Below are 22,118 nucleotides of genomic sequence, written 5' to 3'. Positions count from 1 at the left end.
TGGGATCGCGGGCGACGGGCGCGCTGCCCGCCGCCCGCGTTGGAGCGGTGCGGAGGCGGTCCGATGAGCTATACGCCGGGAACCCTGATTTCGATCGCCTATATCGACCCGTGGGGGATAACCCCTCCGGGCACCTTCCAGACCGGCGCGGTCGCCAAGACGTCGGGCAACCCTGCCGGACTGGTGCTCGCCGGGGCGATCGTCGTCGGATCGACTCCAATCGCCAGCGCGATCGGCGCGGCGAACAACATGGTCCGCGTGGTTCCGGCCGCCCCGCTGTCGGCGGGCCAGGGTTATCAGATGTGGCTGCAATGGGTGCCGGTGGGCACCAGCCCCGCGCAGCTCGTCTGGCCCAGCAATCCGATGCTCGCCTGCACCATGGTGCTGCCGATCCCGACGATCGCGAGCATGGACGTCGCGGCCGGTTCGGTCGCCGGGACCTGGACCTTCGGCAGTGGCGCGGGCGGGGTGAGCGGCGCGAACCTGCAAATCTTCGATTCGGGCGGGCAATCGGCGGGCTATATCCAGGCGGGCGGCAACTCGGGTTCGAAGAATATCACGCTGTCGTCCGCCAAGACCTACAACGCCTACATCCAATCGGTGCAGCCGGCCTATCCTCAGACGCAGGGCGGCTTCACTGCGCCCTTCGCCTATGGCCCCTGGTCGCCGCCGATCCCGGTAGCGAGCGCGTCGCCGACGATCACCAGCCTGGGCTATGACGGCAACACGTTGAGCGTCGGCTGGAGCGCAGTGGCGGTCCCCAGCGCGCCCGGCCCGAGCTCGGTGGCCTATGGCTTCGACGTCCTCGTCGATGGCGCTTCGGTCGGCAGCTATGCCGCCGGCGCGAGCGGCGGAGTTGCGGCGATCGGCGCGCTCGCGCCGGGCGCCAGCGTCAGCGTCGCGGCGCGGGTGAGCTTCGGGCCGGTGCGCGGGCCGCTCGGCACCGCCGCCGCGGCGATCACGCTTGCTCCGGCGGTCGCGTCCACCTCCGTCACGCCCTCGGGCGGCGACGTGACGGTGGCGGCGACGCTGGCGGTGCCGACCGGCCTTCCGGGCGGCGCGTCGCTTGCGGTCACGCTGTTGCGCGACGGAGCCGCCGTCGCCACCGCGACAGCCTCGGGAACGCCCCCGACCGCGACGCTGACGACGACGCCGGTCGCAGGCGCGGCCTATGCGGTCGCGGCGCAGGCGGGGCTGGCCGGACCGCCGGCGATCGAGGGGCCGGTATCGCCGGCGGTGCCGGTGGTAGTTGCCGCGCCCGGCACTCCGGCGATCGATTATGACGGCGCTTTGCTGTCGGTTAGCTGGGCGCCGGCGCCGGACCCCTCGGTGCGCGGCTATCGCGCCAGCATCACCGCGGGTGGCGCGACGACGGTGATCGCCGGGAGCGGTACCGCCGTGACGCTGCCCATGGCGCTCGCGCCCGGTGCGGCGGTCTCGGCGACGGTGGAGGCGCTCGGCGCGGCGGGCACGGGGCTGGCATCGCAAGCAAGCTATAGCGTGCCGAGCCCCGCTGCGCCTCTGCTCGGCCCCGCGCGCGTCGAGGGGACGACCGCGATGCTGCAATGGGAGCCGTCGGCGGGCGGCTTCGTCGACGGCTATCAGGTGACGCTGACCGGCGCGGCCCCCGGCGGAGGCAATGCCACCGCAACGCTCTTCACCACCGCGACGGCGATCGCCACGCCGCTGCCGATCGACGATATTGCGCGGAGCTGGTCGGCGCAGGTGGTGCCGACGGTGAACGGCGCGGCAGTCCCCGCAGCGGCGGCGAGCACCGTGCTGCTCACCGCGGTACCGGTGCTCGAAGGCGCCAGCCTGGCGCTGGCCGACTCGGTCGTCACTGCCACCGTCGCCTGGAGCCTTGCCGACTTTGCCACGAACATGGACCTTTCGGCGGCGCAGCTTCGCGTCCGCGTGCTCGACGGTGACGATATCGTCGCGACGCAAACCGCGAGCTTCACCGGGACTTCGGGTTCGGTCGCGGTGCCGCTGCCGGCGACGCTGCCGGCGCGGCCGGCGCTCTCGGCGCAGTTGGTTTCGGACACTCTGCTCGGGCCGGCGGGAACCCCGCTGGCGCTGCCTGCGGTGGCACCGACCGGGCTCGTCGCGGTGTGGGATGGCGTGTTGCTGACGCTCGAATGGAACGGCGGCGGGAGCGGCGTGACCGGGCATCGCGTGACCCTGACGCCCTCGAGCGGCGATCCGGCTAGCTTCACCACGGGCCCGGACACGTTCCTGCAGGCCGACCTGGGGCTGCCCTGGGGCCCGAGCTGGACCGCCATGGTGCAGCCGATTGGCGACTCGGCGACGGGACTCGTCTCGGCCACGGCGCAGGTCTCGCTGCCGCAGGTTACCGCGCCCACGATATCGCTCACCCGCGTGGACGGGAATCGCGTCGAGCTGGCCTGGTCGTCGGCGGGGAAGGGGCCGATAAGCTATCGTGTGGACCTTTCGGCGGATGGCAATGCGATCGCCAGCCAGCAGGCCGGGCAATCGCTGAGCGCGACGCTCGAGCTCGATGCTCCGCCGCCGGTCGGCGCCACATTGATTGTCACTGCGATCGTCGGCCATTCGGACGGGCCGGCCTCGGCGCCGGCGCCGGTGCAGGGAGCGGTCCCCGCCATCTCCTCGGCATCGGTCGATGCCGCCCGGGCGGTCAGCCTGAGCTGGAGCGTCGCCGGCGGAGCCACCGTCACCGCGATCGGCCCGGTGGCGGTGTGGCAGGGCGGGATGCTCGCGCTGCCCGCCGCGGGGGGAACCAGTCCCACGAAATTCACGCTGCCCGCGGGCGTGCCCAACGGCGCCGCGATCATGTTGCGCGCGGTCGACGGCGTCGCGACCGGCGCGGCCTCGGCGGGGGCGGTGCTGCCGACGCTCGCGCCGAGCGGGCTGGCGATCGCCTATGACGGCGCCTTGATCCACGCGCGCTGGGATGCGAGCCCCGACGGCTTTGTCAGCGGTTATGCCGCGACGCTGCGCGTCACCGGCCAGACGCCGGCGACCACCCCTTACACCGCGCCCGAAGCGGTGATCGCCTATACGCCGCCGCAGGACCCCGCCAACGCCGTCGCGACGCTCGAAATCGCCCCGGTCGCCGGCACGAGCACCGGTCCCGCCGGCACGGCGCTGACGGTGATCACGGGCACGCCGCAGCTCACTGCGGCGACTTTCGACGGCGGCGCGGTGACGCTGCAATGGACGCCCGCCGGCGGCGCCGCGACGGCGACGCTGGCGACGCTGCTCAACGGCGGCGGCGCGGCATCGAGCGCGCAGTTCGAGGGCGATACAGGCAGTTTCGCAAGCGCGCCAGGCGCGTTGGCGGTCACGCTCCAGGGCGTGGCGACGGGGAGCGCCGGACCGGTATCGACGCCGCTGGCGCTGATCGCCGCCGCGCCCGAGATCCAGTCGATCGAGTTCGCGGCCGATGGACGCTGCACCGTCACCTGGACGACGGTGGCGGGGGCGGGAAGCTACCGGTTCGCGCTGCTGCGCAGCGGCGGCAGCGTCGCGATCGATCCGGTCACAGCGCAATCTGGCGCGACGATGAGCACGGTTCTCCCGGCGGGCACCTTCGATCCGCAATATGGCTACAGCCTCGCGATCGGCGCGAACGCAACCGCTTCAGGCTGCGCGCTCACCGGCCCGCTGGGCGTCGCGCTGCCGGTGATCGCGCGCGCGCCGCAGGGCGTCTCCCTCCGCTTCGACGGGGCGACGGTAACGCTCGTCTGGGCGGCAGTGCCCGACGCGGGCGTGATCGGCTATCGCGTTTCGCTGCTCTCGGGCGGCACTGCGACCATCCTCGGCGAAGTGAGCGAGCCCTATGCGGCGCTGCCCGTCACCGGCTGGGCCGCGGACGATTCTATCCTCGTCCAGGCGGTCGCCGCGCAGCCGCAATCCGCTGCCGCGCTGGTGCTCGGCCCGGCGGCGAAGGTGCCGCTGACCAGCCTGGGGCTGTTCCTCTCGGCGGGCGACACCGCGCCCTATATCGCGCCCGCACAGGTCGCGCCGATCGCGCCCTCCGACGTGGTGATCCTGCTCCCCGATCTGTTCCCCAGCGTCCCGGATCCAATCCCGGACGTCGCGCCGTTCGCGCTCGCGCTGATCGGCGACGCGCCGCAGGGAAGCTGGCAGCCGGGGCTGTGGTACAAATTGACGCTCGCCTCGGGCAGCGCCGCCTGGGACTTTCCGGCGGGCGACCCGGCGCCGATCCGCACCACGCTGCTGACCGCCTATCGCGGATTCCTCACGGCGCTCCAGCAGGCCGGCGCATCGCCCGTCTCGATCGCCACCGTGCAGGAAGCGATCGCGCGGGCGATGCCGCAGACCTTCGCCGAGACCCTGCTCTATTCCTATGGCGCCGATTTCGCGCGGGGCTGCTTCGACCTTCGGCCCGGGATGGTGCTGCGCGCCGAATATGAAAGCTATCAGTCGCTCGGCGCGGTGCCCGATTCGCAATATCTCTCGGGGTTCGTCACCACCGGCGTCGCGGAATATGCGATCTCGTCTTATTCTAACGGCGGCAACTGGCTGGTCGGGCTCGATGCCTTCCTCGCCGGGCTGACCGCCGCCAACGGCGTCAACGTCAATCCGGTGCCGCCCTCGCAGGGCAAGGCCTATGGCGGGGGGGGCATCCTCGACCTGTTTTTCACCCAGTTCGCGCAGCCGTTCGTGCGGTTGGTCTATGCCCAGGACCTGCTCGCCAACAACAGCACCGGATCGGCGATCCTGCAGCGCAACCCGGTGCTGATCGCCGCGACGAGCCTCACCGATCTCGAGGGCGCGACCGACGCGCTGCGACTCGGCGATCCGCCGGGCGGCGCGGTCGCCTCAGTCTATCTGCGCGGGCGGGTGGCGTTCAGCGCCGCGATCGAGGTGTTCGTGGACGGCGTGGGCGAGCGAGTCGCGATCGGGACCACCTTGGGCAACCTGCTGGCGGCGCGGGCGAGCCGGCCGCCGATCGCCGGGCTGCCGCTGACCGGGGTGCGGCTGACGCGCCCGACCGGCACCGCGATCCTCGCCGGAGGCACCACCGGTTCATATGGCCCGGGCGAGGGGCTCGACGTGCGGTTCGACTGGACCGGCGGCCATGCCTATGCCCCGACCAGCGACTGGCTCGACCTGCCGCTGCTCCACGGCGACCGCATCGTGCTGGCGGACGCGATCGCATGAGCGCGGAGCCGAGCTTCGCGCAAGCCGGCGCCACACCGCTCTACTGGCTCGATCCCGCGACCAGGATCACGGGCTATCTCGCCAAGGACGCCGCCGCGCTGGGCCCGTCGCCGACGCTGACCGCCACCTGGGGCGACGCCGGGACCTATCTGCTGTTCGGTCAGCCGGTCGCCGACGCCGATGCCTTCCTCCCGGCACTCGAGGCCTATCTCGCCGCCTTCTTCGGGTCGGGCGCGCCGCGCTTCCTTTGGATCCTCGACCCGGCGCAGGGATATCTGACCTGGACGACGCAGGATCTGACCGTCGCCGCGGGGGCCACCGCCGGCACCACGATCGTCGCGCGCCGCGTCGATCTCGCCTTCGCCGACAATACGCTGATCGTGCGCAGCGGCGGCACGATCGCGCCCGCCGACAACGGCGATGCCGGCTGGGGCTTCGCGCTGGGCGACAGCGCCGGAGCGGGCGCGCTCGCCTTCTACACCACCAACGGCCAGTTCAACGCCGCGAGCGGCACCGCCTCGCTGTGCATGGCGGATGCGTCGGCGGGATGCTGGCGCGCCCGCTTCGACGTGGCTGCGCCCGCGGGGGGCACCGACGGCTTCGTGCTGCTCGGCTGCGCGATCCGCTTCTTCACGCCACGGCCGACCACTGGCGAAGTGCATGCGATCGACTTCCAGGTGCTGCGCCAGCCCGACGCGACCGCCTTCTCGCTCTATGCCAATCTCGATGCGCAACGCCCGCTGGCCGGCGACCGCAGCGCGTTCGGCTTCTTCGGCTGGGGCGGCACCGGGACCGCGCCTACGCTGCAATCGGGCTATGCCACTGCCAAGGGCTATGCCGTCGACCTGACTCCCCAGGCGAGCAGCGCGCCGGGCTTCCCGGCGGCGCGGCTGGTGTTCGCGGTTGCGCCCTTCTACGCGACCGAAGCCCCGCCGTACGGCTATTATCTGACTCCCGAGGGCGGGTATTCGCTCAACATCGTCGATCCCGAGGACCTCGTTTCGGGCATCGAGCGGCTGATCTGCGGCGCTTCGGCGCTCGAATATCTGGGCCTGCCGAGCGCCAGCGGATCGGCGCTGCTGTTCGTCGGCGGGCAGCCCGCCTTTGCCCAGCCGCCGAGCGACGGGGGCACCGGGTCGCTGACCAGCCTGGGCACCACCGCCTGGGCCTATGCGGTCGCGCCGTCCGGCCAGTCGATCCGCTATTTCGCCCAGCCCGAGGACGCACCGCTCTATGCCGCGCTGTCGGGCGGGGTGCCGGTCGCCGCCGCGCTGGCCGAGGACGATGCGCCGCCGTTCCTCGATTTCCTCGAAGTCTCGGCGTGCAGCCTCGCCGCCCCCGCGCCGCAGCTCGCCTTCCCGATGGCGCCGTTCCGCGACATTCCGCCCGACATGCTCGACGACGCGCGGACGATCGAGCGGATCGCGCTGGCGCCGATGCGGCGGGCGCTGCTCAGCCAGATGGCGTTGCAGGGCGGCTCCGTGCCCGAGCCGGCCCCGCCCGAGACCCCCGAGGAGCGACTCCCCGCCGCGGCGACGGTCGGCGTCACGCCGCAGGGCATGGCGGTGGGAATCGACAGCGACGGGCAGAGCTGGCTGTGGGCCGCGCTCGGCCAGACCGCGGCGAGCGGCGCCGAGCCCGATCTGCGCTTCACATCGGTACGCGGCGCGCTGCGCCAGGCGCTGCTCACCAACAATCTGTTCATGGTGCTGGGCAATGCCCAGCTGTTCAACACCGCCGGTTCGGTCGAGTATCAGCTCACCGCGCTCGATCTGGACGTGATCGCGACACTGCCGCCCGAGCTCGGCGTGCCTCCCGCGGTGCTGGCGAACGTGCGCGCCTATATGGTCGCGCAGGGCTATCCGACCTATATCGACCTGGCGCATTTCCAGGCCGCGCTGGTAGCCGCCGATGCGGGGATCACCGCCGAGCAGATGGCGGTGTTCCAGCGCTATGCGGGGCTGCTCTCGCCGGTGGTCGATGGCTGGACCTTCCGCCTCTCGCCCGACAATTGGACGGTGCCGGGCCGTGCCGGCCAGACCAATGCCTACGTGATCTACAAGTTCAACCTCGGCCGCAGCCTGGCCGACATGGCGGCGGACGTGTCCAGCTGGACCTGGCCGGCAGCGGCGAGCCCGACCGGCGACCCCCGGACCGCGAGCGCCGACATCCTGCAGATCATCGCCAAGGCGGCATCGCGCCAGGGCGAGAGCGGCGCGCTCTACAATGCGTTCAACGCGATCGTCACCGATCCGAACTGGAGCGGGATATTGGCGCTGTCGGTGGAGGTGCCGCTCGATCAGCTGCCAGGCCCCCTCCAGCCATTGGCGGCGGGGATCGACCCCAGCGCCTTCTACGCGCACCATGTCGGCATCGCCGCGACGCCGTATCAGCTGCTCGATCAGGGGCTCGATTTCGGTCGCAGCACGCTGTTCGGGCTGATCGATTACGAGAATGAGGAGGACCAGTATTTCTCCGACGAGATCGCCTTCGCGTTCCGCGTCCTCCAGCTCAGCGTCGGTTTCCAGAACTCGGTCGTCTCCACCTTCGCGAGCCGCGTCGAGCTGCTGATCAACCGGCTGTTCGGCGCGCCCGCGCGGCTGTTCCCGACGGTGCACGGCAACAACATCATCCTCACCGGCGCGCATCAGGTGCAGACGCTCCCCGACGGCACAAGGCACGACACCTATGTGTTCGCGATGGCGGGCGAGAACAGCTTCTCGCTCGACGGGCTGATTCTCCAGTCGGTGCAGCTGATCTCCACCGACATGGTGACGACGCGCGCCGCGTCGCAGGCCGGCGGCGCGACGGTGACCGCGACCTTCCGCATGGCGGGCAATCTGCGCTTCTACGAGCCGCCCCTGTTCGATCCCTTCTGCTGGGGCGAGGGCGCGGACGGCATCGACGGCTATCTGCGCTTCGGCAATCTGTCGATCGACATGGCGTTCGAGCTCGGCGATCCGGTCAACACCACCGTGTTCCGGCTCAACGACGGGGCACTCTCGTTCGATCTGTCGAACAGCGTCGCACGCCCCGATTCGCTGGCACGCCGCTTCCCCGTGCGGCTGACGAACCTGATCACCACCCCCGATCCGCGGCTCGCCCAGCCGATCGACACCGATCCCGGCGGCGCGGCGCTGATGCCGCAGGACATGGGCTTCATCTCGGTCACCGCGCCGATCGACCAGGGGCTGCTCAGCGCGCCCTGGTATGGGCTCAACTATACGATCGATCTAGGCACGCTGGGCGCGCTGGCGGGGAGCGCAAGCATCGCGCTGTCGGTGCTGGCGGCGTGGAGCCCGGGGCCGGGAGGGCAGGAGCCCAACGTCTATGTCGGCGTCAAGCTGCCCGGCACGCGCGAGGCGTTCGGCGTCAATCTGCCGCTGCAGGGGATATTGAAGCTGGGCTTCCGCTCGATCGAGTTCCTGGTCGACAACACCGACGGCGAGCCGCGCACCTATACGCTGCGGCTGCGCGATTTCGCGCTGCGACTGCTCGGGCTCAGCTTCCCGCCGGGGCACAACGATATCGTGCTGTTCGGCAATCCGGACCAGGGATCGACGGACAAGGTGGGCTGGTACGCCGCCTATTCGCAGGAGAAGTCGAAGAGCGGCGCCGGCAATTCGCGCGTCGCCGCCCGCGCCGCGCAGAGCCAGTCCAGGCTGCTCGCTCGGCCGCCAGCGGAGGACGGCCGATGACCGCCCTTACCCGCGTCGCGATCCTGTTCTGCGGCCAGGGGATGGCGACGCTGATCGAATATTATCCCGACGGCGACAAGGACAGCATTCCCGAAAAGCTCGTGCTCATCGATTTCGGCGGCAACCAGCGCTATGCGGAAGAGGCCTCGGCCTATGTCGTCGAGAAGCTGATGCTTCAGGCGAGCGCGGGCATCTCGCCGTCGTTCGAGGCGGTCGTGATCTCCCACCAGGATGGCGACCATCTGTCGCTGCTCCCGACGCTGACCGAAGCGATCAACACCTCGGGCATCCAGGTCACTTGCGACAACATCTACACCGGCGGCGCAAACTGGTCGAAGGCCAACAAGAAGAAGGTCGAGGCATTCGCCGAAGCGATGGTCGACGAGGACGAGGAAATCGACGTTTCCTTCAACGCGCCGTTCGAGAGCGATTATGCCAAGGCCAAGAAGCGCGAGGACTTGGGAGACATCACCAGCTTCGGCAACACGTTTGTCCGCGTCATCATCTCCGGCCTGAAGCTGTCGAGCGGAGGGCCGGACATCATCCGCAACGCCTCGTCCACCGTGGTCGCGGTCGAGAATGGCGAATGGTCGGTGATATTGCCCGGCGATGCGACCTATCACACCATGGCGGAGGTCAACGGTTTCTACAAGAAATGGGGCACGAAGCCGCTGATCCCGACGGTCTTCATGCTCGAGATACCGCATCACGGCGCGCTGCGAACCGCTGTCGAGAACTATACCGCCAAGACGCCGCTGGCCGAGCTCGATTTTTCGATCATCACTGCGTTCGCCACCTATCTCGCGCCACAGGAAGTGGTCGCCAGCGCGGGTCCGCGAAACAATCACGCTCACCCCGTCAAGGAAGTGATCGACGTGTTCGTGCCGACATTGTCCACATCCTACTCGCGCAACTACGTCGCCTATGTCTTCGACAAGAAGAAATCAAAGAAGGTCGAGGGATGGGAGCAGTTCTCGACGACCAAGGGCATCCGCACGACCGTGTTCCAGATCGAGGGCACCGTGCTGTACGGCAACTTGTTCTACAACATCCGCGATTCGACTGCGCTGACCCGCGAGGTTCCCGAGTTCGAGTTCGAGCCGCTGGGCACGCTCGATGATCTGGTTGCGCGCTATGGCGAGGCCGCCGCCAACGATCCCTGGCTGCGTGATGCGATGGCCGGCCGCACCGCGGCGCCGCGCGACGAGATACTGCGCGCTCCGCCGCCGACTTCGGAAAGGGACGCGGGGTGACGACGCCCGCCGCCATCTATCAGGATTTCCTTGCGCTGATCGCCGGCGGCGCGATCACGGGTGACGCGCCGGTCGGGCTCGCCGCGCTACTGGCGCAACTGGGCACCCAGAGCCTGCCGGTCACCGGCGGTCGGGCCGGGCAGACCGCCGACGGCGCCTGGATGAGCGGGAACACCAGCTTTCGCGGCACTAGCTGGAGCTTCAACTTGACTGGCCGTCCCGGTGGCGCGTCGGAGCCGGCCGACTATACCGATCTGACCTTGGCGATGACCGCCACCCAGACGACGCCCTGGACCTTCGCCCAGGCCTTCCCGGGCGATCAGCTCCCCAAGAGCCGGCGGGCCAAGAGCACGTTGCAAGTGCCGCCGCCCGGGGCCGGGCTGGTGCTCGGGCCGTCGGTGGTCGCGCCGCTGGTTGTCGAGACCCCGGCGCTGAACTCGGTCAACTTCCCGGCGGATGCGATCCCGCTGCCGCACCTGGCCGGTTGGCTGATCCTCACCGATAGCGTGCTGGCAGGCTATATCGACTATTTCGGCACCAGCCGGCTGCGGATCGACGGACCGATCGATTTCACCGATCCGCTCAAGCCAATCCTGTTCCTCAACGCCCCCGCCCCCGGAGCGACGACCGATTTCGGGCCGCATATCACCCTCGACGCCGTCGGGCTGCGGCTGCGCAACGACTTTCCCGACCCCAGCCCGCTTCCCGAGCAAGACGCGCCGACCTCGGCGGCGATGCTCTACGCCACCTTTTCTGCCGACACGATTCCGCGGACGGTGGCGGATATGAGCGCGCCGCTGCTCTACGGCGACTATGTCTGGCCGATCCATGTGTCCTTCGGCGAGCACCCGCTGACGCTGTCGACCGGGGCGCAGATGCTGGGCAAGCTGATCGGCGCGCCCGATGGGGCGTTCTCGCTGCCGCCGGGGGTCCCGCTGCTCAACCTGTTCGGCGTGTCCGAGCTCGAGTTCGGCCTCGATCCGCCGATGTCGGGCGTTGGCTTCGGCGTCTCCTATTCGTCGGTGGGCATCGTATCGACCGAGCCCTGGGACCCGCCGATCCCGTTCACGATGATCGACCAAGTCGGCGTGCGCTGGATGTTCGACTGGCAGAGCGATCCGACGCTGATGACCGCGTCGATCTGGGGGACGATGACCTTCGGCGCCAAGAAGGCCCAGTCGCTCGGCGCGATGGCGCCGGTGTCGCGGCGCTGGGCGGACTGGCACCAGCGGATCGCCCGAGCGCCGCGGAGCGAGGACGCCACCGACGACCCGGTGACGGTCACGCTGACGATCCGGATGGACATCCCGGACATGGCGTTCATCGCCTATACCGAGAATCCGATCGCGCTGCCGATCTCGGACGCATTCGCCGCCTATTTCTCGGTCCAGCCGCCCGACGTGCCGACGACGCTGACGGTGAGCGAGGCCAACTTCATCGCCTCGCTGCCGCGCAAGACCTATCAGGCGGGGATGACCGTGCTCGGCCAATGGCCGGTGACGTGCGGGACGATCGTGTTCAACCTCGATCGCATCGAATTCCGCGTACAGGTGTCGCAGAGCAGCGTGTCGGGATCGATCGTCGGCACGGTCGCGATGGCGGTGCCCGATTCGGCGCCGGTGCAGCTGATGTTCGGCGCCGAATATCCCGGCGACGGCAGCTGGCTGTTCACCGGCGAGCTGGTCGGCGGGCCGATCAACCTGCCCAAGTTCGTGCTGGCCTTCCTCGGCTATCCCTATCCGGACTGGCTCAAGAACGACAGTTTCGTGCTCGAACTGACCGCCTTCTCGGTCAGCTACAGCACCGCGACCGGCAATCCCTATCGCGTCGCCGGGGCAGTGGCGGCGGCGCTCAAGGACACGGTGCTCGGCATCCCGGTGGCGATGGCCGCCGCCGCCGAGATCGAGCGGATGCCCGCGCCGGCAGAGCAGGGCGAGGGCGCGATGGTGACCGTCGGCAAGCTGTCGGGCAGCTTCGCCATATCGCGGCTCAAGCTCACCGCGAGTGTGTCTTTCCGCGAGAATGAGAAGACCTACACCTTCTCGGTCGCCTGGCGTCAGCTGACGCTGAGCGGCGCCACCGCCTGGATCGGCGAGGGCACTGGGCGGCACCAGATCCTGACGCTGCGGCTGTCGGGCGAGACGCTCGGCGGCGTGGTGCGCTTCCTGGTGAGCCTGGCCAACCCCAACGCCAATTTCCGGCTCGATCCGCCCTGGGATTTCCTCGACACGATCGAGCTCGGCCGCTTCGCGCTGGTGATCGACCCGACGCTCGAACAGGTCACGCTGACCTATGACGTCAATCTGAATCTGGCGTTCGCGCGCGTCGATACGGTGGGGCTGCGCTACGACCGGAGCAGCGGCACGCCGCGGGTCAATTTCGTGCTCACCGGGCAGATGCTCGGCACCAGCTATCCCCAGGGCAAGCCGCTCACCTGGGACGCGGTCGATCAGGCGCCGCCGGCGGTCCCCGGCAAGGGCCAGTCGCTGTTCGATCTGCGCTATTTCGGGCTCGGCCAGCACGTCTCGCTCGACGGGCTGACGAGCTATACGTCGATCTCCGACGTGATCGACGCGATGCGCGCCGAAATGGCGCCGTTCGACGATCCGCGAAAGGTGCCGATCCAGCCGGGCAAGACGCGCTTCGATCCCGCCAGCCAATGGCTGTTCGGCATCGACTGCACGATCATGGACACAGTCACGCTCAAGCTCGTGCTCCACGATCCCGATCTCTATGGCGTGCTGATCGCGCTGGGCGGGCCCGACGCCGGCTCGCTCTCGGGGCTGAGCTTCGAGCTGCTCTACAAGAAAGTGACCGCCGATGTCGGCGTGTTCCACGTCCGGCTCCAAGTGCCCGACGCCTTCCGCCAGCTCCAGTTCGGCGCGGTGTCGGTGACGCTGGGGATCATCACCGTCGACATCTACACCAACGGCAATTTCCTGATCGATCTGGGCTTCCCGCATAATCGCGACTTCTCGGTCTCGTTCGGAGTCGAAGCGGGAATATTTAACGGGCGGGGCGGCATCTATTTCGGCGTGCGCGACGGATCGACCTCGGACCGCGTTCCGCGGATCAGCAACGGCACCTTCAGCCCGGTCATCGAGCTGGGAGTGGGACTGGAAATCGGCGTCGGGCGCACCTTCAACAAGGGGCCGCTCAAGGCCGGGCTGTACGTCGACGTGGTGGTGATCTTCGAGGGCGTCCTGTCTTGGTTCCACCCCAGCGACACGGCGCGCCCCAACGCGCTCTATTACTGGTGCCGCGGCACCGCGGGGATCGTCGGCAAGCTCTACGGGTCGGTCGATTTCAAGGTGATCAGCGTCTCGGTCAGCGTCGAGGCGCACGCCTATGCCACGCTGACGCTGGCCGCGCACCAGGCGACGCTGATCGAACTCGACGTCGGCGTCTCGGTCCACGCCAAGGTCAAGATCCTCTTCGTATCAATATCCTTCTCCTTCGGCCTGACGATCGAAGCGTCGTTCACGATCGGCAGCAGCAGCGCGACGCCCTGGACGCTGCTGCCCGGCGAGAGCACGCGCAGCCAGGCGGCGCGGCTGACGCATGCCTATGCCCCGGCGCGGCGACGCCCGCCGCACGTCAAGGCAGTCACGCGGCACGCCTATCGGCTGCAGCGCTTCGGCCATCCCGCCGGGGCACTGCTGGCTACCGGCGGGGCGACGGTGGCGCGCGCGACGGCATCGCCGCCCGCGGCGCTGTTCGCGCGCGGCGACGGGCTGGTCGCCGGCGTCGCCGAACCGGCCGATCCGGTCTATCATCTGGTGTTCGACAAGGATGCGGCGGTTTTCCCCGGCGGCGCGGTCCGCAGCGGCACGCTCACGCTGACTCCCGCCTTCACCGTCGCCAACGTGCCGGTCGACTGGACCGGCGAGGGACCGCCGCCGCCCAATGCCGAGCCCGACTATCGCATCGCGATGCTGCTCGTCGCCGACGCAGCCACCGCCCCCGGCGACGGCGTGGCGCCCGCGCGCAAACGCGCCCGGCTGCGCGCCGGCGCCACGTTGGACGAGGATGCCATACCGACCAGCTTCGGCGCGGTGGCGGAGGGGCTGCTGCGCTGGTCGCTCTACGCGCTCGGCATCACCGATCCCGCCGCGGTGGTGACGCTGGGCGCACTGGAGGAACTGGTCGAGCAGCTGGCGCTGCCCGAGGCGGCGAGCCAGGGCTTCACCTGGGACAATCTCGACGGCTTCTTCAACCACAATGTCCATCTGACGCTCGCGGCGGCGGCGCCGGGCGTGACGACCGTGCTCGACGCGACCGTCTTCCCGATGATCCCGCCGCTGCAATGGGACGCTCCCCAGCTGCCGCCCGAGCAGGTCCAGCGCCAGTTCTGGATCTATCAGCCGGTCGATGCGACCTATGAGGCCGAGGTGCTGGCCTATTTCGCGGACCTCGACGCACGCGCCCCCGATGCCCGCCCCGATCCGCAGCAGCGGATGCGGGCGGCGCGCGACGCGGGCGAGGACACCGAGGCGATGGCCCGCTTCGTGTTCCGCGACTATTGCCAGATGGTCGCGCGCACCGCCGCGCAATCGGCGGTGACGCTGCTCGGCGGCTTCCCGCACAGCGTGGCCGCCACCGACAGCCTGGCGAGCATCGCCGGCTCCTTCCCGACCACCCAAATACCCTATGTCGTGCAGCCCGGCGACGACGTCGATTCGGTCGCCGAGGCGCTGGGCATGGCGGCGGCCGAGCTGATCGCGCTCAACCCGGGAATCGCCGCCGCGATCGCAGATACGCCGCCGGGGGGCACGATCGCGATCACGCTGGGCGTGACCGCGCAGAGCATCGCCGCCGCCAATCCGGGCTGGGCGGTGGTGGACGGCAAGCAGATCACGCTGGGCGATCTGGTGGTCGCGATCCCCGCGGGCGGCACGATCGCGGGGATCGCGCAAAGCTACTCGGTCGACCCCGCCGCCTGGCTGGGCGACACAGCGCTGCTCGCCGCGACCGGCATCGCGCGGCCCGGCGCGAGCCTGGCGCTGCCCGCGTTCGCCTATGCCAACCCGCTCGCGCTCCCGGTCGCCACGGTTGCGGCGGTCTATTGGGTTCGGCTGTCGGGCTATCGCGCCGAAGCCGCGGTGCCGGGCGCCGACTGGTACGCCGAGGCGATCGCCGCGCTCAATCCGGGCCAGATCCCGGTCAGCGGTCCACTTCCCGCGACGTTGCTGGTGCCCTCTGCCTTCGATCAGGACAGCAGCGCGCCGCCGCCCCCGCCGATCACCTGGCAGACGCTTCCCGGCGACACGCTCGACAGCGTGGCGGGCGCGGTGGCGGCGACGCAGATCGGCGCACTCGATCCCGCTTATGCGGCATGGCTCGCGGCGGTGGTCGCCGCCAATGCGACGCCGCTGCCCGACGGCGCGGTGGCGCTGCCAGCCAATGCGGCGCTGATCGTCCGACCCGACGACACGCTCGCTAATATCCGGTTGCGGCTGCTGCTCGGAGACACGTCGGGCCAGCAGGCGGCGTTCGTGGGGCTGGTCGAGGGCGCGGATATCCTGGTGCCGCTCGCCGCGCTGCTGGTGCCCGGCGCGCGCGTGACCACGGTTGCCGGGCAGACGCTGGTGACGCTCGCGCAGAGCTATGGCCTATCCGCCGAGGACCTGGGCGGTCGCGTCGCCGACGAAGCGGGGCTGCTCGCGACCGACGACGACCGTCGCCTGACCGTGCCGAGCGTCCCGGCGATCGGGCTCGACGCGCTGTCGGCGGCGCTGCACGATCCCGCCGTCGAGGCCGAGATCGCCGCGCAGACGGCGCGCTTCATGCTCTATGGCGTGCGCATCCCGGCGCCGGTCGAGAGCGGGGGCGTCTATCACGCCACCGGTCCGATGACCGGGCTCTACGATCTCGTCGGCCAGCAAGTGACGGGTCCGCCCCCAAGCGGCGAGATCGTCGATCCCGCCCTCGCGGTGACGGTGAGCAAGGGCCAGCCGTGCGGCTGGCTGAGTTTCGCCACCACCAGTGTCACCAGCGGCGAGACTCCGGCCGAGCTGGCGGCATCCTATCCCGCCGCCGCGCGCGACCCCCGCCTTGCGCGGCTCGACCCCCACTCGCCCGCGCCGAAGGGGATGCTGGCGCTCGCCGACGCGGTGGAGTCGATCACGCTTTCGATCAGCCATGCCGAGCTGGTGAACAATTACCCCGCCACCGGGCTGGTGCCGGCGATCGAGGGGGCGATCGCGCCGCTCCAGCTCTATCGCGAGATGAAGCTGCGTCACGGCGTGACCCAGCCGATCGTCTGGCGCACGACGGTGGCGCCGCTGCTGCCCGGCACGCCGAGCGCGGAGGCGGCGCCCAGCCTGTGGCTGCTCCCCTCCGACCTGCTCGGGCTGGGCGGCAACGACGGCACCGCCTCGAGCTTCGCGCTGATGCAGATCGCCCCCCAGGCCGGGCCCTCCGCCCAGCCGGCGGAACTCGGCGCCTATGCCTGGAGCACGCTGATCGATTTCGACGTGCGCAGCGTGCCGGGATCGCCGGCGATCGTCGAGATGCTCGGCGCCGACACCGCCGACCGGCAGCTGCTGGCCAATCTGCTCCAGTATCTGGGGGCGATCCCGCTCGCCGACGGCAGCTATCACGTTCCGCCGGCGGGTGAGGCGGCGACGCTGATCCTGGCATGGCAGCTCCCGGCCTCGTCGGGAACGCAGCCGGCGCTGACCTCCACCCCGCTGACCCCGGCCGGCACCTTCCTGGTGAAGGTGAATCTGTCGACCGAGACGCACAGCGGTCCGCCGCCGCTGGGCGTTGCGCTCGTCGAGCCCGAGGAGCCCAGCGCTGGCCCCTATTTCGCTTCCCTGAGCGATGCCGCGGACTTCCTGACGCTGTTGTGGGAGGGCAGCGTGGTCGGCGGCGGGGGCTATTGGCTGCATGCCGAGGGCGGCGACGAGCCGATCCCCCAGAGCATCTTCGATCAGGACGGGCGCGCGGTGCTGACCGTCGCCATCCAGCTCGCGTCGCAATCGAGCGTCGATTCGGGCAAGGCTTGGCCGGTGCGCAAGCTCTTCGCGTTCAACAATTGCGCGGTGGTGGGCGACGGCGTCGATCCCGGATCGGTGGCGCTGTTCGCCGAAGCGAGCGACCCGGCCGAGCTGGTGCGTTCGGCCTCGATCCCGCAGGGTCAGGTCGGCTTCACGCTCGATCTGCACACCCCCGATTCGTCGGGCCCGCCCGACGATCCGCAGACCCGGCTGCGCGCGCTTTACAGCCTGATCGGCTATCAGCTCGCCGACATGCCCGCCTTTGCGCCGAGCGACGAGGGCCAGCCGCTGGGGCCGACGGTCAAGACCGATGCCGACGGCACGCTCGAAGAGACGAGCTGGAACCTGATGCGCGTGGTGCCGATCCACCGCTTCGCCAAGGCCAATCCGCTTGTCGACATGGCCGGGCTGCCCCCGCCCGGCGCGAGCCCCTATGCCGGCATCCCCGGCGCCAGCAGCGGCACCGACTGGACGATGGCGCAGACGCGCGTGTCGCTGTGGTTCCACGACGTGCTGGGCAACGCCTCGGCGGCGGCGGGCGAGGCCGCGGCGCCGGACGCGGAAGACGCGCTGGTCGCCTCGGTCGACGTGCCGGTGGGCTATACCGATCCGCTGGTGGGCGTGGGCAGCTGGCCCTCGACGACGCTCAGCTATCAGGTGCTCATCGACCCGCAGCAACAGGGGCAGGCGCTGCTCCGGGTGCGCGCCGCGCTGCAGGGCGTGGTCTGCCAGCCGGGGGCGGGGGAGGGCGGCGACGCGGTCCTCGAAAAGACGGGGCGCGAGCGCGATCGCTGGGCCGCGGTCTATTACCAGATGCTCCAGCCCGACGTGGGGGCCGCGTTGCTCACCAGCCTGCGCCAGGCGCCGGGCGCTGATCCGGATGCGGTGGCGGTGCCGATGGCGCCGCTGCGCGCGCTCGCCACCGGCGCCTACGCCTTTGTGCGCGGGCAGGCCGAGCGGCGGCGCTACATCGCCTCCGCGCCGCAATCGATTGACGCGCTGTGCGCCCATTATGGCGTCGCCTATGAGCGGCTCGGCACCGCCAACGCGCTGGTGCCGCTCGACGCGATCCTGGCGGGGCCAAGTTTCGCGCTGCCGCAGGTCGCGATGCTGCGCGCCAACCAGAGCGTGGCCCAGCTCGCCGCCGCGGCGGTGCCCCCGGCCGATCCGGCCGCGGTGCTGCAGGATGCCGACAATATCGCGCTGCCGCTCAATGCCGGCACCGAGCTGAATACCCCCGATCGCCCGCTCGCCGTTCCCGATCCGTCGCCCGACGTGCTCGCGCTGCTCGCCCTGGCGGGCTGCTCGCTCGATCGGCTGGTGGCGCGCAACAAGGCGACCGCGTCGCTGCTCACGCCGGGCTTCATCTTCGAATGCAACGGCATCCAGGTGCAGATCGACGCGGAGGGCCCGGGCAGCGACGCCACGCTGGACGGCGTGGTCTCGGTATTCAACGGGCAGGGATTGCCGTTCGACGCTACGATGGTGGTGTCGCTCAATGCCGATCGGCCCGGCATGTTCCGCGCTGGCGCAACGCTGATGCGCGACGCCTATACGCTCACCGCGACTGACACGCTGGCGCAAAACGGCGCGGGGGCGACGCCCGCCGAACTGGCGCCGCTCAACATCGCCACGCCGACGCTTTTCCCCGACGGGACTTCGTTGTTCCTGCAGACGGTCGCCACGCCGATTCCGAACGGCCGCGTGCTGGGCGACATCGCGGGCGACGCTGGCGTGACTCCGGGCGATGTGCTGCGCCATAACGGCGCCGCCGCCCTGGCCGCGACGCCGCAGCTCGCGGTGCCGGGGCTGAGCGACTGGCCGGCGGACGGCGGCGCGCCCTATGGCTCCTACACGCTGCGGGAGGGCGACACGCTCGATGCGGTCGCGCCGCGGCTTGGGCCGCCGGATACGGCATTGCCCGCGTTCACCCCGCTCGAGCTGGCGACGATGAACGCGGTGCTGCCGGGCACGATCGCGCCGGGGGTGACGGTGACGGTCGGCGGGCAGAGCGAAGAGACCGAGGCGGGCGACAGCTTCCAATCGCTGTGCGACCGCTTCTCGCCGCCGGTGACGCTCGACGCGCTGGTCGCGGCGATCGAGGGCACCCCCGGTGTGCTCGCCGCCGGAGGGCTGCTGCTGTGCCCCGCCGGCAGGCTCGGTCCGGCGACGGAGGGACAGCCCGGCGTCGTTCCGGCCGATGTGGCGGCGCGGTTCGGCGTTTCGGCCGCCGGGCTGGTCGGCGCCAACGCAGGCACGCCGGGGCTGATCGTCGCGGGGCTGGAACTGCGCGCCTCGACGCAGAGCGTCGCGACTCAGACCACCGCGGCGGCGGACAGCATCACCGCCATCCTCGATCGCTTCGCGCAGGCGAAGGTGACGACGAGTATCGACGATCTGCTGCTCGCCAATGCCGAAGTCGGATTCCTGACCGCCGGTGCGGCAGTGAGCCTTCCGCCGGCCGACGCGGTGCTGGAGGCGGCGCTGGCGATCGACGTGGGCGGCACGCTGACGTGGCGCTGGCCCGACGTGATCTTCCCGATCCATTGCTGGCTGCAGGTCGAGCGCGCCGCCGCGCTGGTCGATCCGTCACTCGCGGGGACTCTCGAGAATCCGTCCGGGGCGGTGCGCGCGCGCACCGCTGTCGCGGCCTCGCGCACCGGAAGCCCGAGCGAGCAGCCCGACGGCGGCGCGACCACGCTGACCGGCTTCGCGGACCAGCTGCAACAGGCGATCCCGGCGCTGCGCGTCGCGACCGGCAAGACGCTCGCCGAGGAGCAGCAGGGCTCGGCGGGCACCGACGTCTGGGCGGTGGATTTCTCGAGCACCGGCATCGCGCAGGTCTCGGTAACGCCGCCGGTCGCCTCGGTGCCCGGGACGAGCGGGCCGCAGCCGCGCAGCTATGCGCTGCGGCCGCTCTCCACCGTGCTGGTGGCGCGGCAGGACGTCGAGATCGCGACGCTCGATCCCGCGACCGGGCTGCTTAGCGGCACGCTCACCGCCAATTACCAGGGGATCGATCTAGAACTCTGGGCGCGGAGTTTCCTCACCGATGTCGAGCATGTGCTCACCGCGACCTATGTCGCCGGCGGCTATGCGGTGCGCAGTTCGGCATTGCAGCGGATCATCGAGGCAAAGAAGACGCTCGCCGGCGCGATTTCGCGGGGGCTGGACGCAGTGCTGGTCGGGCAGGGCGGCGACGATTCCCAGCGCGATTCGGCGGCGGAGACACTGCGCCAGTCGCTGCTCGTCTCGCTGACTCAGGGCTATCGCACCGCGGCGGTGATGCAATATGCCACCAGCGCGACCACCAGCTTCACCGGCCCCGCCGCGCGCTTCTCGGGCGTGCCCGTCGCGACGCTGTCGAGCGAGGATCCCGAGTTGAAGGCGGCGACGCTGAGCAACGGCAAGATTTCGCTCGAAAACGGGGCTTCGCTGGTCAACGTCCTGGTCTCGATCCCCGATGTCGAGGCGCACAGCAGCCTGGCGATGGCGCTCGACTATCAGGTGGTCGAGCTGGAGTTCAACGTCGCCGATGAGCTCGACGGCTATCAGCGATCGGATTGGCTGAGCTTCGTCACCCCGATCGCATCGGGATCGCCGCCCGCGCTCGCCTTCACCCTGGGCACCCCCGATACGCCGCTGCCGCTGCGCACCTATCCGCAAATGCCGACGCTGCTCGATCATCGCGCGGTGCCCGCGGAGGCGCCGGCCAGCGTCGCAGAGGCGGTGCTCTGGTCCTATGGCTTCACGCTGCGGCACCAATCGGCCGAGCAGGACCAGATCGAGATGGAGCTCAGCTTCAACAGCCCACCCGAGACCATGCAGGCGCGCGCGATCGCCGAGGACGATCTGTTCGGTCAGCTTGCGCAATATAGCGAGAACGCCGCCGGGCTGCTCGACATCCTCGCCGAATTGCCGTCCTGGCAGCTCGCCGCGGACCAGACGCGGCTCGCCAATGCCTTGTCGAGCTTCGCCGACTGCGCCGAAGGCGTCGCCGCGGCCTGGGATCAGCATTGGGCGCCGGTCGAGATGGCGGACGCGGTCCCGGCCGCGCGTGCGGTGGGCGCGCCGGTGCCCGAAACCTATGGCTTCTCGGTCGATCTCGGCGCCGATTCGACCGCGACCTATTACGAGACGCTCACGCTGGTCCGTACCCAAAAGCCGCAGGACGGGCAGGTCGGCTGGCCAGACATCGTCTGCTTCACGCCCGAGGGAGTGCCGCTGCCGCTCACGCCCGCGCCGGCATCGAGCTGCCAGGTCGAGCCGAGCGACGATCTGCAATGCTATCTCTTCCCGACCGACGAGAAATTGCGCGTGCCCGCCTTCTCGCTCGTCAGCTTCGATTTCCGCTTCGGCGGGCTGCCCGTCGCCGCCTATCAGAACGCTACCGCCAAGGCCTGGGTGGTGCGCAACGCCCGGCTGCTGGGGCCCACCGGCGCCGCGACTCAGCCCGACTTCATCTATCGCACGCCGGTGCTCAGCTATTATCAGCCGGTAGTGCCGTTCATCGACGTCGCCTCGGCGCTGCCGATCGGCGACTGGAGCTACGACCCCGCGACCTGCCCGCTCAACCAGACCTTCGCGACGATCTTCGACGGCGATGCGAGCGACCGCGCGATCGCGATGGGCGTGCGCTATGGCTATCAGCTCGCCCCCGGGAATCCGCCCGACGTGCCCGCGCTGGAGACCTATCTGCCGGTGCTCCAGACGCCGGGCTTCGGGTTCGCGGACACCACCATCGCCGATACCTGCGCGCGGCTGCAGCTATGGGACAAGCAGAACGATCCCGTCCGGGCCGGCGGGTGCTGGAGCTTCTGGATCGACCTCTATTCGTCGGTCGATCCGTCGTTGCAGCGGCCGGTGCTGCGGCTGAAGCATTGCGTCTCGCCGTTTCCACAACCCGAATAGCGACCCTTTGCCGATAATAGCGAGATGGGTATGGGGCTTTGTTGTTGAACACTCGGCTTTGAAATTTGCCAGGAGTCTCCCTGCGA

Annotated in this window: 4 protein-coding genes; all 4 read left to right on the top strand. The window is 70.0% G+C overall.

The window, feature by feature from the left end; genetic code table 11:
* Positions 1-63: 63 nt before the first annotated feature.
* Genes FPZ54_RS19825 through FPZ54_RS08980 form a run of 4 tightly spaced genes read left to right on the top strand, consistent with a single transcriptional unit; the run spans position 64 to position 22,032 of the window.
* Positions 64-5,169 carry a hypothetical protein gene (locus tag FPZ54_RS19825; RefSeq protein ID WP_186456976.1) on the top strand — a complete coding sequence of 1,702 codons (5,106 nt, stop codon included), beginning with the start codon at positions 64-66 and terminating at the stop codon, positions 5,167-5,169.
* Complete coding sequence (locus FPZ54_RS08990; RefSeq protein ID WP_145846534.1) at positions 5,166-8,867, top strand: hemagglutinin protein; 3,702 nt, start codon at positions 5,166-5,168, stop codon at positions 8,865-8,867. The genes FPZ54_RS19825 and FPZ54_RS08990 overlap by 4 nt, the downstream gene beginning before the upstream one ends.
* Positions 8,864-10,120 (top strand): ComEC/Rec2 family competence protein, encoded by a 1,257-nt coding sequence (locus FPZ54_RS08985; protein WP_145846533.1) that lies wholly within the window; start codon positions 8,864-8,866, stop codon positions 10,118-10,120. The genes FPZ54_RS08990 and FPZ54_RS08985 overlap by 4 nt, the downstream gene beginning before the upstream one ends.
* Positions 10,117-22,032, top strand: a complete 11,916-nt coding sequence (locus tag FPZ54_RS08980) for a LysM peptidoglycan-binding domain-containing protein (protein WP_145846531.1) — start codon at positions 10,117-10,119, stop codon at positions 22,030-22,032. The genes FPZ54_RS08985 and FPZ54_RS08980 overlap by 4 nt, the downstream gene beginning before the upstream one ends.
* The last annotated feature ends 86 nt before the right edge of the window (positions 22,033-22,118 follow it).

Origin of the sequence: Sphingomonas suaedae (assembly GCF_007833215.1) — a bacterium.
Classification (GTDB): domain Bacteria; phylum Pseudomonadota; class Alphaproteobacteria; order Sphingomonadales; family Sphingomonadaceae; genus Sphingomonas; species Sphingomonas suaedae.
This window is presented reverse-complemented; position numbering and strand designations above follow the sequence as displayed.